This is a genomic window from Marinirhabdus gelatinilytica (assembly GCF_003353425.1).
GTDB lineage: Bacteria > Bacteroidota > Bacteroidia > Flavobacteriales > Flavobacteriaceae > Marinirhabdus > Marinirhabdus gelatinilytica.
This window is the reverse complement of record NZ_QRAO01000008.1, coordinates 1-14918: the sequence shown is the minus strand read 5'-3', so window position 1 is coordinate 14918 and position 14918 is coordinate 1. Positions and strand designations below refer to the sequence as shown.

At 42.1% G+C, this 14918-nt stretch carries 13 protein-coding genes; 7 read left to right on the top strand and 6 right to left on the bottom strand.

Features of this window, described 5'->3' with window-relative positions; all coding sequences use genetic code 11:
* Positions 1-139: 139 nt before the first annotated feature.
* From C8D94_RS14435 to C8D94_RS14420, 4 genes are all read left to right on the top strand, one after another.
* Positions 140-3160 (top strand): tetratricopeptide repeat protein, encoded by a 3021-nt coding sequence (locus C8D94_RS14435; protein ID WP_115124681.1) that lies wholly within the window; start codon positions 140-142, stop codon positions 3158-3160.
* 42 nt (positions 3161-3202) lie between these two features.
* Positions 3203-5062 (top strand): TonB-dependent receptor, encoded by a 1860-nt coding sequence (locus C8D94_RS14430; protein WP_245946347.1) that lies wholly within the window; start codon positions 3203-3205, stop codon positions 5060-5062.
* 35 nt (positions 5063-5097) lie between these two features.
* The gene (locus tag C8D94_RS14425) at positions 5098-5313 is read left to right on the top strand and encodes a hypothetical protein (RefSeq protein WP_115124680.1); all 216 of its coding nucleotides are present in this window, start codon (positions 5098-5100) and stop codon (positions 5311-5313) included.
* Between the two features lie 148 nt (positions 5314-5461).
* Positions 5462-7096 (top strand): amidohydrolase, encoded by a 1635-nt coding sequence (locus tag C8D94_RS14420; RefSeq protein ID WP_115124679.1) that lies wholly within the window; start codon positions 5462-5464, stop codon positions 7094-7096.
* 14 nt (positions 7097-7110) lie between these two features.
* Here C8D94_RS14420 and C8D94_RS14415 read toward each other — a convergent pair whose 3' ends face one another.
* Positions 7111-7869 (bottom strand): zinc metalloprotease, encoded by a 759-nt coding sequence (locus tag C8D94_RS14415; protein ID WP_115124678.1) that lies wholly within the window; start codon positions 7867-7869, stop codon positions 7111-7113.
* 45 nt (positions 7870-7914) lie between these two features.
* Here C8D94_RS14415 and C8D94_RS14410 point away from each other — a divergent pair, with 45 nt between their 5' ends.
* Complete coding sequence (locus tag C8D94_RS14410) at positions 7915-8184, top strand: hypothetical protein (RefSeq protein ID WP_115124677.1); 270 nt, start codon at positions 7915-7917, stop codon at positions 8182-8184.
* Between the two features lie 23 nt (positions 8185-8207).
* Here the strand turns inward: C8D94_RS14410 and C8D94_RS14405 are convergent, their stop codons facing one another.
* Positions 8208-8924 (bottom strand): class I SAM-dependent methyltransferase, encoded by a 717-nt coding sequence (locus C8D94_RS14405; RefSeq protein WP_115124676.1) that lies wholly within the window; start codon positions 8922-8924, stop codon positions 8208-8210.
* A gap of 132 nt (positions 8925-9056) precedes the next feature.
* On the opposite strand from C8D94_RS14405, the gene C8D94_RS14400 reads away from it, so the two are divergent.
* Together C8D94_RS14400 and C8D94_RS14395 are read left to right on the top strand one after the other, a co-directional pair.
* Positions 9057-9551, top strand: a complete 495-nt coding sequence (locus C8D94_RS14400; RefSeq protein ID WP_115124675.1) for a YkgJ family cysteine cluster protein — start codon at positions 9057-9059, stop codon at positions 9549-9551.
* Positions 9552-9618: 67 nt separating this feature from the next.
* A complete protein-coding gene (locus C8D94_RS14395; RefSeq protein ID WP_115124674.1) occupies positions 9619-10881 on the top strand; it encodes an asparagine synthetase B in 1263 nt (420 codons plus the stop codon).
* A gap of 75 nt (positions 10882-10956) precedes the next feature.
* Here C8D94_RS14395 and rplT read toward each other — a convergent pair whose 3' ends face one another.
* The 4 genes from rplT to thrS form a co-directional block, all read right to left on the bottom strand.
* Positions 10957-11301 carry a 50S ribosomal protein L20 gene (gene rplT / locus C8D94_RS14390; protein WP_115124673.1) on the bottom strand — a complete coding sequence of 115 codons (345 nt, stop codon included), beginning with the start codon at positions 11299-11301 and terminating at the stop codon, positions 10957-10959.
* A 128-nt stretch (positions 11302-11429) separates the two neighbouring features.
* Positions 11430-11627, bottom strand: a complete 198-nt coding sequence (gene rpmI, locus C8D94_RS14385) for a 50S ribosomal protein L35 (protein ID WP_115124672.1) — start codon at positions 11625-11627, stop codon at positions 11430-11432.
* A 171-nt stretch (positions 11628-11798) separates the two neighbouring features.
* A complete protein-coding gene (infC, locus tag C8D94_RS14380; RefSeq protein ID WP_262510553.1) occupies positions 11799-12317 on the bottom strand; it encodes a translation initiation factor IF-3 in 519 nt (172 codons plus the stop codon).
* A 77-nt stretch (positions 12318-12394) separates the two neighbouring features.
* The gene (thrS, locus tag C8D94_RS14375; protein ID WP_115124670.1) at positions 12395-14341 is read right to left on the bottom strand and encodes a threonine--tRNA ligase; all 1947 of its coding nucleotides are present in this window, start codon (positions 14339-14341) and stop codon (positions 12395-12397) included.
* Between the last annotated feature and the right edge of the window lie 577 nt (positions 14342-14918).

Here is a 14918-nt window from a genome sequence, read left to right as displayed (position 1 = left end):
ATTTTCAATTTTTCGTGCTTTAAAATTAGGTAATTTTATGTTCAAAACAGAAACAACCCGAACTATATAATTAACCTGCCAGAAAAACGTTACTATCCTAGCAACACCTCTACCCTAAAAATTCTGAAACCCTACAAATATGTCCAAAAGCCTCGTACTTTTTGCACTTTTGCTGTGCCTTTCCGTTACATCGTTTTCGCAACAAACAGCAACGCATACCAATGCTCTTGTAGATTATAACAAGGCAGTTGAACTGTATAACAACAACCAGTTTCTGGCTGCACAATCCCTGTTTGCCAAAGTAAAGGGGAACACTAGCGAGATTACCATAGAGGGAGACTGCGCCTATTACATTGCCAATTGTGCGGTACGCCTTAACCAGCAGGATGCAGACCAATTGATGGAAGAATTTGTGGAAGAGTACCCCACCAGTATCAAGCGCAACGATGCCTACATAAATGTGGCCAACTATTATTTTGAGAACGGAAAATACTCCTACGCCCGCAAATGGTACGATAAAGTGGACGAAGCTAGTCTGCCCCGTAGCGAAAGGGAGAAATTCTACTTCAACAACGGGTATGCCTATTTCAAGAACAAGCGCTATGAAGAGGCCAAGAAATATTTTAACAGGGTAAACACTTCTGAAACCTATGGCTCCCAGGCCAAATACTATTTAGGGTTTATAGCGTACGAGGGTGATAATTATACCGAAGCCAATACCCTCTTCGAAGAAGTAAAAGGAGACGAGCGCTACAACGAGGGGCTTAGTTACTACCAGGCAGATATGAATTTTAAGCTGGGCAAATTCCAAAAAGCGATAGACTTGGGTAAAGAACAGTTTGATACCTCCAGTCCCATGGAAAAAAGTGAGCTATCAAAAATTATTGGAGAAAGCTATTTTAATTTGGGACAGTATGCCGAAGCAATCCCATACTTAAGGGAGTATAAAGGAAAGCGAGGCCGCTGGAACAATACCGACTATTACCAGCTTGGCTATGCCTATTACAAACAGGGCGATTACCAAAGTGCCATAGGGGAGTTCAACAAAATAATCGATGGAAACGACGCTGTGGCACAAAATGCCTACTATCATCTAGCCGAAAGTTACCTGGAACTAGATCAAAAACAACAGGCGTTGAATGCTTTTAAGAATGCTTCGGAAATGGATTTTTCTGCTGAAATCCAAGAAGATGCCTACCTTAACTATGCAAAACTGAGTTACGAGATTGGGAACAGCTACCAGAGCACACCCCAAATTCTCTTGGGCTTTATGGAAACCTACCCTAAAAACCCGAACAACGATGCTCTAAAGGACTTGTTGATAGATAGCTATATCACTTCAAAAAACTACAAGGGAGCGATGGAACTGCTGGAAAACAACAAGAATTTCGAGAATAAGCTGGCCTATCAAAAAGTAGCTTTTTACCGTGGTGTTGAATTGTACAGTCAAGGTAATTACAGCGAAGCCATTGCAATGTTCAATAAATCACTAAAGGAGCCACGGGATACCACATTTACTGCAAGAGCCACCTACTGGAAAGCAGAGAGCGGCTTTCAGCTGAACAACTTTGAGGAAGCCCTCATTGGATACAAACAGTTTATGCAATTGCCCAGCGCCTCCCAAACACCCGAATGGGAGAACAGTACGTACAACTTGGCGTACAATGAGTTCAAACTGAAAAAGTACCCAGAGGCTATTACCCATTTCAAGGGATATTTGGAAAACACTACCAGTAATGGTGCTCGTGTTAAAGATGCCTATGTACGCTTGGGCGATAGTTATTTTGTGACCAGCCAGTACTGGCCTGCTATGGAAAACTACAACAAAGCATTGGAACTGGGTACACCAGATAAGGACTATGCCTCCTTCCAGAAAGCCATTAGCTATGGCTTTGTGGACCGCACGCCTCAGAAAATTGAGGGCTTGCAGGATTTTGTGAACCAATTTACCAATTCAATCTATAGGGACGATGCACTGTATGAGCTGGGCAACACCTATTTGGGCCAAGAGCAGACTGCCGAAGCATTGCGTACCTACGATAAGCTTATCTCACAAATGCCCAAGAGCAGTTACGTGGCCAAGACCTTGATGAAAAAAGCGCTGGTGTTCGATAATTCGGGAAAGAGCAACGAGGCACTCAATATCTTTAAGCGCGTGGCGAGAGACTTTCCTTCCACTCCCGAGGCATTGCAGGCAGTGACATCAGCAAAACTTATCTATATAGACCAGGGGCGGGTGAACGAATATGCCAAATGGATCCAAGGATTGGACTATGTACAAGTTGAAGATGCCGAGCTGGACGATGCTACCTACAAAGCTGCCGAACAACCCTATCTGGAAAACAATACAGGCCAGGCCATTACCAGGTTCGAGAATTATTTGCAGCAATTCCCCAATGGGCAGCACGCACTGCAGGCGCATTTTTATTTGGGACAGTTATATTTTACTGAAGTAAACAAAACCAAGGCCATACCACATTTCGAGTTTGTGGTTTCCAAGGAGCGAAACGAATTTACCGAACAGGCACTGGCCCGTATCTCAGAAGTATACCTTGGCCAAAAGGACTATAACAATGCCCTTACATACCTAGCCCGATTGGAAACCGAAGCCGATTTTCCGCAGAACATCATCTTTGCGCAGACCAATAGTATGAAAGCTAGCTATGAACTGCAACAATATGCACAAGCCGTAACCTATGCTGAAAAGGTGCTGAAAAATGAAAAGATTGATAATACCATTAAGAGTGATGCGCAAATTATCATTGCACGATCTGCCATAAAAACCGGGGACGAGGATAAAGCAAAAACCGCCTATGCCGAAGTTTCCAAAATAGCCACGGGTGCCCTAGCTGCAGAAGCGCTCTATTACGACGCATATTTTAAGAATAAGGCACAACAATACGAGGCTTCCAATGTTTCGGTACAGGCCTTGGCAAAAGACTATTCGGGCTATAAGGAATTTGGTGCCAAGGGGTTGGTGCTCATGGCAAAGAATTTTTATGCCCTGGGCGATGCGTACCAGGCAACCTATATCCTGGAAAGTGTGATACAAAATTTTACCGACTACCCCGAGATCGTAAACGAGGCCAAGGCTGAACTTTCTCTCATCAAAAACACCGAGGCAAAGACCAATGCTTCAGTAGAGACCGATAAAAACTAAGCCTCAACATTCATCAATTTATCAAAATAATACTGTACGGATATGGTTCGTAATTTAAAAAATATAAACACTGTGCAAGACACCTCACTAGCCCGCCTCAAAAGGGGAATCGATAAGCCTTTAACTAAGGTTATAGGATTTAACTTTAAATCCCTACTTGAACGGGCTAGGGGGGTGTTCATCCTGCTCTTGCTACTGTCCCCCTTCATCACCTTTGCCCAAGAAGACGATGATAACATAGGTACAGAAGTAGTAAACATCGTAAAGCCCTACACGCCCACCATTAGCGATGCTTTCAAGGTAAAGGAAACCCCAGTGCTCAACGATTCGGTAAATACACAGAAAAAGAAGGTACAGTACCAGATCTTTTCGGTACCCGTGGCTTCAACGTTTACGCCAGCTAAGGGGAAAGCTGCAACAGTTGAAAAAGCTAAACCCATAAAATTGTACGATAATTATGCTACACTAGGTTTTGGTAGCTATACTAGTATTTTGGCCGAACTCTACAGTAATTTCCAGATCAGTAGGACAGATAATGCAGGCTTCTTCTTTAGGCATAACTCTGCCCAAGGAGGGATAGATGGTGTTAGGTTGGAGAATAAATATTACGACACCCAACTGGATGCAAATTACACGAGCAGGCAACGTGATGTGTCATATCAATTGGATGCTGGGATACAGCATCAATTGTTCAACTGGTACGGCTTAAATGAAACCTATGACGAAGCTGATGATGAATTTATAAACGGTTTGGATCCCCAACAAACCTACTTTAGTGGAAATTTGGGCGGGAGCATCTCTGTGGACGATTCCTTTTTTGAAAAAGCCGCAGCGAACATCCGGTTTTTGAGCGATGCCTTTGGGTCGTCGGAGTTTAACTTTAGAGCCAAGCCCGAATTTTCATTTCCACTTTCCACCTTCACTTTAAAAATTGATGGAGAAGTAGACTATCTGGGAGGTAGTTTTGAAAAACAGTATATCGATGTAGGACTGGGAGGTATTGAGTATAGCTTGTTAAATGCTGGTATCTCACCATCATTGGTATATACCAACGAGGACCTCACGCTTTCTTTGGGAATTACCGCAATGGCAGGAATGGATTTGGAAAATAGCGATACGGACTTTTTTATATACCCCCAGATAAATGCTTCCTATAGAGTGTTGGAAGAGTTTATCATCTTGTATGGAGGGGTAGAAGGTGGCTTGACGCAAAACAGCTATTACGATTTTAAAGAAGAAAACCCCTATGTTTCCCCAACGTTGTTCATAATGCCCACCAGCCAGTTGTACAATGGTTTTGGAGGGATAAAGGGAAAACTTACCAATAGTGTGGGTTACAACTTACGTGCTTCTTACGGTAAAGAAGATGATAAAGCTCTTTTTAGGAACAATCCAGATGTACAGTCGGATACCAGCCCTTCTGAGGGCTATGGCTACGGAAATTCTTTTCAGGTGGTATATGACGATGTGAACACACTTTCTGTCTTTGGGGAATTGAAGGTAGATGTTGCCGAAAATTTCAATTTGGGTGTAAACGCAGAATATTTAAGCTATAACACAACCCATGAACAAGAAGCCTGGAACTTACCACAACTAAAGGCAACGTTGTTCTCAAATTTCAGCATCACTGAAAATATATACGGCGGGGCCAGTCTGTTCTATGTAGGAGAGCGGCAGGATACATTTTTTAAAGGTGGTATTTTTATGAATTCACCAGCTGAAATAGTTACGGTAGATGCCTATCTGGATGCAAATGTACATTTAGGATATAAGGTTAGTGAGCGCCTTTCTATTTTTGCGAAGGGCAGTAATTTGTTGAGCGATAATTACGAGCGTTGGATTAATTATCCCGTTTTGGGGATTCAGGGATTGTTGGGCGCTACCTATAAATTCGATTGGTAAACGCAACCTTTTAAAGAGCACTCCATCTGTTGGGTATGAACCACAGAAAAATGCTTTTTATCTTTGCCGGGATTTCCATTGTCCTCATCTCCTTGGGCTTTTGGATTGGTAGTGAAGAGCCCTACGCAAGTATCTGGCAATTAGCGGTTAAATTCTTTTTGCTTTCTTTCTTGGTATTTGCCATACAGGCAGTATGCTACTTCTTTGGGTACGGAATGTACAAAATGGTATCTCGCGGAAGGATTTATTAAGCTGAAACTTTAGCTGTAATCGCTGTCCGTTTTTCCTTGAAGCTTGCAACCCTGCCTATTTTTTTACTGTCTATTCATAATTCTTTCAACAAGTGTAGCGAGTGGTTTTCCTTTAAAATCTCTATTTTTACTGAAAACCAAATCCACGATGAGATATATCTTTTTTCTATTTTCGGTATTGTTTCTAAGCAGTTGTGCACCGGATAAAATTTCAGCAGACCTTTTAGTTAAAAACGCCACCATTTACACAGTGAACGAAAATTTTGATACCGCAAATGCTTTTGTGGTCAAAGATGGAAAAATACTGGAAATAGGCCTTAAGCCCGAACTGGAACTGAAATACAACGTAGAAAAAATATACAATGCCAACGAGACCACGATTGTCCCGGGACTGATAGATGCGCATGCACATTTGTACAATCTAGGCGTTACCCAGCAGCAGGTCAACTTGGTGGGTACTACCAGCTATGCCGAGGTTTTGGAGCGTGTGCAAACATTTCAGCAGAAAAAAAATGTAGACTACATTACGGGTCGCGGTTGGGACCAGAACGATTGGGACGTTAAAGAGTTCCCTAGCAAAAACGAGCTGGACTCCCTATTTCCCAACACGCCCGTTGCCCTTACACGAGTGGATGGACACGCTATGATTATAAACACAAAAGCTATGGAGCGTGCAAATATCACGAAGGAAACAAAACTGGAAGGTGGCGAAGTGGTTCTGGATAGTTTAGGGAATTTTACGGGAATCTTGATAGACAGCCCCATGAGGCTGGTGCGTGCGTCTATCCCTCAACCCACTCGCGAGTTTTCCATACAGGCATTGAAGGATGCCGAAGCGATATGTCTGGAAAACGGTCTCACTACAGTGAACGATGCTGGACTGGACAAAAATATAATTGAATTGATAGATAGCCTTCAAAAAGCAGGCGAACTGAAGATAAAAGTGTATGCAATGATTAGCAACACTCCTGAAAATTTGGACCATTTTTTAACAAAGGGAATCCTAAAAACCGATAGGCTGCATGTACGCTCGGTCAAGGTGTATGCCGATGGTGCCCTTGGCTCTAGAGGTGCTGCGCTTCGAGCCCCATATACAGATAAGGAAAACCACTTTGGCGCAATGATTACCCCTAGCGATAGTTTACAACAACTTGCGGAAAGATTAGCAAGTGCAGGTTTTCAAATGAATACACATGCTATTGGGGATTCGGCGAATATTTCAGTATTGCGAGCATATAAAAAAGCCTTGGCGAACCATCCCGATGCTAGGTGGAAAGTAGAACACGCCCAAATTGTGACCCCAACAGATTTCGAACTGTTTTCAAAAAATATAATTCCCTCTATACAGCCCACCCACGCCACCAGTGACATGTATTGGGCCGAAGATAGAGTAGGTGGTGAGCGAATAAAGGGAGCCTATGCCTACAAAAGCCTGTTGGAAAAAGCAGGAATAGTAGTGTTGGGGACCGATTTCCCCGTAGAGCAGGTAAACCCAATGTATACCTTCTATAGTGCTGTTGCCCGTAAGGATTTAAATAATTATCCCGAGAATGGCTTTAGGGTGGACGATGCACTAACTAGGGAAGAAACCTTAAAGGGAATGACCTTATGGGCGGCTTTTTCAAATTTTGAGGAAGATGAAAAAGGTAGTATTGAAGAAGGTAAACCAGCAGATTTCACGGTACTGGACCGAAATATCATGGAAATACCAGCGGACAGTATCCCAAAAGTAAAAGTACTCGCTACATTTATAAACGGAGAAAAAGTTTTCAGTCTATATTAAACTATTAAGACAATCTATTTTCCACCTTTTGCTTGAAGGTCTGCGAGACAAAGTGGATCTAGCACGGGGATATCTTTCTCGGTAGGATTGGGAATGGTTTTTGGGACGGTACTGGCAAAGTACATTAAACAATCCTCAACCACACAATGCTTATTGCTGCTTGGGTCTTCGTGGTCTGTATGTATATCGTCGTTCAATATATTCACCAAGCCAAAAATATGCCCAAACTCGTGGCGCAATGTGGTAGATTCTATCAAAAACCTATCTACTTGTAGGCTTTGCAGTGTTTCTTGGTACACAACTATAGATGTATTTCTATAGGCAGTACCCAATGTAACAGAAGTATTGGTATCTCCCACAAAACTACCATTGGCAAAAAACACGTATACTGCAATCTGGTCGTCTTGTGTATAACGGGTACGGTTCGCATCTTCAATATCCCTTATTTCCTGAGTGGAATAGGGCGCACCTTCGGGAGGAGCAATTACGGTCTCAACAATCGAAACACCCTCTGGCTTATTTACACGTTCCATAATAAACTGCCTAAATCCGTCAATAGTTTCCTGCTCTGGCCTAAAACCGTTACTGTACACAAATTCTATCACAAGACTTTTGTAGATATCGTCAGAGAGAAGATCTTCGGCAGATTCGCCCAGTCCTAATAAATTTTCAGCTTTAGTATCGTCTATACCATTGTCATCGTCCTTTTTACAAGACCCGGTAAGTATAAGTAGAGAGAGAAGGAAGAGGAATTTGGGAAAGAATGTTTTCATGTATAATTTTAGTAATTTTAGCAAACATAATGTAAATATGGCACTATGAAAATAACACGCCTTTTTTTAACGCTATTTTTCTTTATTTCGTCTATGGTCGCCATTACCGCGCAAAACTTTCAGGAAAAATTGACAAAATATATGCACATACACAGAACGCAAGAGCAATATAGCAATGCGTACGACCAACTGCTTGTAATGCTGCGGCAACAATGTAGCAGCCAGGAGGTGCCGGATGCACTGTGGGAGGAACTACAGAGCGATAAAGATACCAGCGTGGAGGAAATACTCACTTTGAAGCCGGGACCTTTTTAAGCAGACCGCTCAAAAACTTGAGGCTAAAGGCTGTCATTTGCCACATTGAGACGTGCCAGATAGTCAAAATTATTGCCCCGTTGCACCACTTTAAAATGAAACCCATTTGCTACAGCAATATCCTTGAAAAGTTTCTCGTGAAGGCATAGCCAAGGAAACACAGGTGTGGCTTCACCTTTATAGCCCATAGTAAAATCCAGCTCACCATAATAACGTTCCATAGGCACCCAGATACTACCATCCTCATTACGGTCGTACATATACTGCAGATCGCTAGAGTCTATAAGTACTTGTCCGTCAGGTTTTAAAATACCTTTTAAATGCTGAAGGTAGGTTGCCGTTTTTTCTACAGTTTCAAAAATTCCCGTACCGTTCATAAGTAGTAGGATAGTGTCGTAGGTTTCTTCGGTTATGTCAAGAATGTTTTTGTGTGATGCATTGTGTACACCCCGTGCTTTTGCTACTTGTATGGCTCCTTTCGATACATCTATTGCGGCAACTTCCATCCCTTTCTCCTGCAACCAAAGCGAATGGCTTCCGGCCCCACATCCCACATCAAGTATTTTACCACGGCAAAGTTCCAGTGCGCGTTGTTCAATTTTGGGCATTTCGACAAAACTCCTGAACAGATAGGGAAGCGGGAGGGTATCCTCCTCACTAATGTTGGTAGCGGTTATAATATCTTCGGAATAGTTTCCGTTGTGATAATCCAATAACGCTTTGCCAAGAATATCTTTCATTCTAATTGTTAAAAATTTGTCCAATGGTACTGTTCACATTGATTGGAAATACTTTTAGAAATAGTTTTGAGGTCAAGCCCCTCATTGTTGGATAAAATACATTCTTTTCTAAAATCGCCCTACCTTTGCACTATGGAAGATACTCTACGGCAGCTCCCACAAAAAGCCAAAGATACACATAACGATAACAAAAAGTTTTTCAGTAAACTGAAGAAGAAACCGCCAAAACATTTGGATAGCTTGATGCAGGAATTGCACGAGGCTGAATTTGAGCGAACCGACTGTCTAACCTGTGCCAACTGCTGTAAGACCACAGGACCGTTGTTTACCAATAAGGATATAGAACGTATCGCCAAACATTTCAGGATGAAGCCCCAGCAATTTATTGAAACCTATCTTAGGGTAGACGAAGATAACGACTATGTACTGCAAGAGGTGCCCTGTACGTTTCTGGGAGCCGATAATTACTGCAGTATTTATGACGTGCGCCCAAAAGCCTGTAGTGAATTTCCACATACCGATAGGAGGAAGTTTCAGCAAATCTCGAACCTAACCCTAAAAAATATAGCTATTTGTCCAGCGGCTTTTAATATTTTAGAAGCAATGAAGAGCCGTCTAAAATTGTAGTACGTTGCTAATTTATGACAATATATTCTATACTTTACTTTGGCTCAAAATTTGTACCTTCCCCCGTATGATACAACGTATTTTAATAGTCTTGTTATTTTTGGGTTGTAGCCTCTCGGCTTCAGCTTCATATATATTGATACCCATGGATGCCGAGGGGCAGAAGGAACACCTTAAGGCCTACGGAATCACCTATTGGACACTTGAGAAAAACCAAAAAGTAAAGTGGTTGCTCAACTACCGTGGTGGCTCTTTTCTATTGCCGGATGCTGAAGAAATACGAAAGGAATGCCAGATTCGTGGCGTATCCTTTGAAATCTTGAGCGACTCGAAGACAGAGCAGATTCTGCTGGAAATTTCCAGTCCGTCACAAAATATGGAAGCCGTGGTACTTGAAAAAGCCCCTAGGATTGCCGTGTACTCACCTAAAGGAAACCAACCGTGGGACGATGCAGTGACCATGGTGTTGACCTATGCCGAAATTCCCTATACTGTTGTTTATGATGAAGAAGTGTTGAGCGACCAATTGCTGTTGTACGATTGGTTACATGTGCACCATGAGGACTTTACGGGTCAATATGGAAAGTTCTATCGTGCGTACCGAGCGGCACCTTGGTATATTGAAGAAAAGCGAAAGGCCGAAATGCTCGCCAACAAATTAGGGTACGATAAAGTTTCAGAAGAAAAGAGAGATGTAGCCCTTAAAATTCGTGACTATGTGATAGGTGGCGGTTTTATGTTTGCTATGTGCAGTGCTACCGATAGTTTTGACATTGCCCTAGCGGCCGAAGGGGTAGATATTTGTGAGCCTATGTTCGATGGTGACCCCAGCGAACCAGGTTACCAAAGCAAAATAGATTATAATAAAACTTTTGCGTTCAAGGAATTTATATTGGAACGTAGCCCGATGGTGTATGAATATTCTAGCATAGATATGACGCGAAAAAGACGTATTCCAAAAGAGACAGACTATTTCAGCCTTATGGATTATAGTGCCAAGTGGGACCCCATCCCTTGTATGCTGGTACAGAATCATACAGCTTTGGTAAAGGGCTTTATGGGACAAACCACATCCTACGACCCAAACACGGTAAAAGCAAATGTTTTGGTAATGGGGGAGAACAAAACGAATGGGGAGGCCCGCTATATCCACGGAATAAAAGGAAAAGGATTTTTTACCTTTTATGGCGGTCACGATCCAGAGGACTACCAACACAGGGTAGGGGATGCCAAGACCGAACTGGCGCTACACCCCAATTCTCCTGGATACAGATTGATACTTAATAATGTACTGTTCCCCGCGGCCAAGAAGAAGAAGCAGAAGACATGATTTGTAAAATGTTTTTAAAATAAAAAAGCCCACTCAAATCGAGCGGGCTTTTTTGCGAAATAATAGGTTTCTAATTTATTTTACTTTCTTCACGATGGCTTCGAAAGCTTCAGGATGGTTCATCGCTAAATCTGCAAGTACCTTACGGTTCAATTCGATTCCTGCTTTTTTCATCCCTCCCATAAATTGAGAGTAAGACATTCCGTGTTGTCTCGCACCCGCATTGATACGGGTAATCCACAACGCTCTAAAGGTTCTCTTTTTTTGTCGTCTGTCACGGTAAGAATACTGCATCGCTTTGTCAACAGCGTTCTTTGCTACCGTCCAAACATTTTTACGTCTTCCAAAGTATCCTTTGGCTTGCTTAATCACCTTTTTTCTTCGGGCTCTTTTAGCTACTGAATTTACTGATCTTGGCATAATTTAATTGTTTTTTGTAGTAGGCGGTCTGTATTACCAAACACTTTAGTTCAAAAATCTAAAATCGAAATCTTAAATCTTCAAGGCCCAACTCCAGGGTTTAAAAATTTGTTTTAACCGGTTAAGATTTACTTCAATCGAAGCATTTGCTTAACATTGTCCTCATCTGCCTTGTGTACCAAGGTGTCGTGAGTAAGTGCAAGCTTACGTTTTTTGCTCTTCTTTGTCAAGATGTGGCTCTTAAACGCGTGCTTTCTCTTAATTTTCCCAGTACCTGTAAGCTTAAAACGCTTCTTGGCACTAGAATTTGTCTTTTGTTTAGGCATGTCTTTGTTTTTAATTATTATTTCGCTTTTTTCTTCACTCTAGGTGTTCTAAAGGGAATACCCTCCTGTAAAAACAGAAGGGATATCTTTATAGTTTCTTCAAATTTGCAAGAGGTAACTATGGCTTACTGGACTAACGCCAGAACAAGTTCCCCGAGCAAAGTCGAAGGGTTATTTCGTTTTCTTGGGAGCAATGAACATGATCATTCTCTTTCCTTCAAGTTTTGGCATCTGCTCTACTTTTCCAACTTCTTCCAATTCTTGAGCCAAACGGAGCAATAAAATCTCCCCTTGGTCTTTATAAATAATGGAACGTCCTTTAAAGAAAACATACGCTTTCAATTTGGCACCGTCCTTTAAAAATTTTTCTGCGTGCTTCTTTTTAAACTCGTAATCGTGATCATCGGTATTAGGGCCAAACCTAATTTCTTTAACGGTTACTTTAGAGGCTTTCGCCTTCATTGCTTTTTCACGCTTCTTTTGTTCATAGACATATTTCTTGTAGTCCATGATCTTCACTACCGGTGGCTCGGCATTTGGGGAGATCTCTACAAGATCCAGTCCCTGCTCCTCTGCCATTTCCAGTGCTTTTTTTATTGGGTAAATGTCAACTTCAACATTATCCCCAACCACACGCACTTTCTCGGCACGGATTTTCTTGTTAATTCTGTGCTGGTCTTCTTTTTTGATCCTTGCAGGACCTCTACTTCTTTTTCTTCGTATTGCTATGGCTTATAAATATTTAATATCTGCTTTTGGCAGATTGGTTATACGTTAAAATCTACGATATTATTTTTAATTTCTGTGTTAATGAGTTCAGAAAATTCTGCCACGGTCATCGTTCCAATATCGCCTTCACTGTGTTTCCTTACACTTACCGTGCCGTCTTTCTCTTCCTGTTCACCAACAATCAACATATACGGAAACTTGTTCATTTCGGCCTCCCGTATTTTCTTGCCAATAGTTTCGTTTCTATTGTCTACAAGGGCGCGAATTTCGTCATTTTCCAACAAATTTAAAACTTTTTCGGCGTAATTTTCATATTTTTCGCTGAGTGACAGGATGCTAACCTGTTCTGGCATAAGCCAAAGCGGGAAATTTCCAGCTGTATGTTCCAGTAAAATAGCCACAAATCGTTCCATGCTTCCAAATGGTGCACGGTGTATCATCACTGGGCGGTGTAGCTCGTTATCGCTGCCTTTGTAGGTTAGGTCGAACCGCTCTGGCAGGTTATAATCTACCTGTATGGTTCCCAGTTGCCAGCTCCTGCCCAATGCGTCCTGGACCATAAAATCTAATTTAGGTCCATAAAAAGCAGCTTCGCCCTCTTCAATAATGAAGTCCAATTCTTTTTCCTTTGCTGCATTGATAATGGCCTGTTCTGCCTTTTCCCAATTTTCTGGGCTCCCAATATATTTTTCAGGTTTTTTTGGGTCTCTAATAGAAACTTGCGTCTTGAATTTTTCAAACCCTAGTGACCCAAATACATACAGCACAAGGTCAATTACTTTTTTAAATTCTTCATCTAGATGGTCTGGGGTACAAAAAATGTGCGCATCATCTTGTGTAAAACCACGTACACGAGTTAAGCCATGCAGCTCACCACTTTGCTCATAACGGTACACGGTCCCAAATTCGGCATACCGCTTTGGTAAATCTTTATAGGACCAAGGCCTGTTCTTGTACATTTCGCAGTGGTGCGGACAGTTCATGGGCTTCAAGAAAAACTCCTCACCCTCATTGGGTGTTTTAATGGGTTGAAAACTATCTTCACCGTACTTAGCATAATGTCCCGAAGTAACATACAGTTCCTTTTGGGCTATATGTGGGGAGATTACCATTTCGTAGCCAGCTTTCTTTTGGGCTTTTTTGAGGAAATTTTCCAATCGTTCGCGCAAAGCTGTTCCTTTGGGCAGCCATAACGGGAGTCCTTGCCCCACCTTTTGCGAAAAAGTGAACAGCTCCAGTTCTTTCCCTAATTTCCTATGGTCACGTTGCTTGGCCTGCTCCAGCAACTCAAGATATTCTTTTAGTTCTTTTTGCTTTGGGAAGGATACACCATATATACGGGTTAATTGGGTATTGTTCTCATCACCCCGCCAGTAAGCTCCCGCAACACTCATAAGTTTTACAGCCTTTACAATGCCCGTGTTGGGAATATGCCCTCCTCGGCACAGGTCGGTAAACGTATCGTGATCGCAAAATGTAATAGTGCCGTCTTCCAGGTTTTCAATAAGTTCAACCTTGTACTCATTGCCCTGGCGCTTATAAAAATCCAATGCATCTGCTTTAGAGGTTTCACGCATCGCAAACGTATGCTTTCCACGGGCAATCTCTAGCATCTTATTCTCAATGGTAGGAAGATCCTTTTCAGAGATGGTATGCTCCCCAAAATCTACATCGTAATAAAAGCCAGTTTCTATAGCTGGACCAATGGTCAGCTTAGCCCCTGGGTACAATTCTTCCAGTGCCTGTGCCAAGATATGTGCAGAGGAATGCCAGAAAGCCTCTTTCCCCTCTTTGTCCCTCCATGTAAACAATACGAGATCACCATCTGTGTTAAGCGGGGTCGTGGTTTCAACCTTGGTGCCGTTAAAGGAAGCCGAAATAACATTCCTGGCCAAGCCTTCGCTTATGCTCTTGGCAACATCCATAGGAGTGCTACCAGGTTCAAATTGTTTCACAGTGCCATCAGGCAAGGTAATCCCTATCATAATCTTACAAATTTAAGCCGCAAAGATACTACGGTTTTCTACGTTTCACAATACAGGTTTTCAGTTTATATTAGATATTTTGGGCGTTACCCCCTCATCATCATTCCTCCATCTTTGGAAAAAACCTACATATCAATGTAGTATAACTAAAGTCTTTTAGTCGGCTGTTCAGGGGGTCGGGCTTTCGGCTATATCCCTCCGTGGCTTGAAGGGCAAAGGAGGGGATGCCGCCTCTATCCCTAACGCAAATTGAACTGAGGATATATTAGGTTATATATAAAGGTAATGTGCCCTATGGATCTTGGCTGAAAAAAATTTTTGAGGCTAAATCCAATACCCACAGCGTGTTGTGGTCCGGGGTGTATTTTTCTTTGAAAAAACATTGCAAAATGTTTGCTTGTTATGTTGTGGCGGTCGTATATTTGCACCCGCTTTGAAGGAGAGATCTGGATAGCGGATAGTCGGATAGGCAACGTTCAGGATTTTTTTTGGAATATTTTTTTAAAACTGCTTGCAGGTTTGGAAAATGGTTGTATATTTGCACCCGCAAAACGGATGAGTGACTCAGAAACACGGG

Bases quoted from the DNA above. Each gene is read 5' to 3' on its own strand.
- C8D94_RS14395 (WP_115124674.1), top strand. From the start codon at position 9,619: ATGATACAACGTATTTTAATAGTCTTGTTATTTTTGGGTTGTAGCCTC.
- C8D94_RS14430 (WP_245946347.1), top strand. From the start codon at position 3,203: ATGGTTCGTAATTTAAAAAATATAAACACTGTGCAAGACACCTCACTA.
- rpmI (WP_115124672.1), bottom strand. From the start codon at position 11,627: ATGCCTAAACAAAAGACAAATTCTAGTGCCAAGAAGCGTTTTAAGCTT.
- C8D94_RS14400 (WP_115124675.1), top strand. From the start codon at position 9,057: ATGGAAGATACTCTACGGCAGCTCCCACAAAAAGCCAAAGATACACAT.
- C8D94_RS14410 (WP_115124677.1), top strand. From the start codon at position 7,915: ATGAAAATAACACGCCTTTTTTTAACGCTATTTTTCTTTATTTCGTCT.
- C8D94_RS14415 (WP_115124678.1), bottom strand. From the start codon at position 7,869: ATGAAAACATTCTTTCCCAAATTCCTCTTCCTTCTCTCTCTACTTATA.
- thrS (WP_115124670.1), bottom strand. From the start codon at position 14,341: ATGATAGGGATTACCTTGCCTGATGGCACTGTGAAACAATTTGAACCT.
- C8D94_RS14435 (WP_115124681.1), top strand. From the start codon at position 140: ATGTCCAAAAGCCTCGTACTTTTTGCACTTTTGCTGTGCCTTTCCGTT.
- C8D94_RS14425 (WP_115124680.1), top strand. From the start codon at position 5,098: ATGAACCACAGAAAAATGCTTTTTATCTTTGCCGGGATTTCCATTGTC.
- C8D94_RS14420 (WP_115124679.1), top strand. From the start codon at position 5,462: ATGAGATATATCTTTTTTCTATTTTCGGTATTGTTTCTAAGCAGTTGT.
- rplT (WP_115124673.1), bottom strand. From the start codon at position 11,301: ATGCCAAGATCAGTAAATTCAGTAGCTAAAAGAGCCCGAAGAAAAAAG.
- C8D94_RS14405 (WP_115124676.1), bottom strand. From the start codon at position 8,924: ATGAAAGATATTCTTGGCAAAGCGTTATTGGATTATCACAACGGAAAC.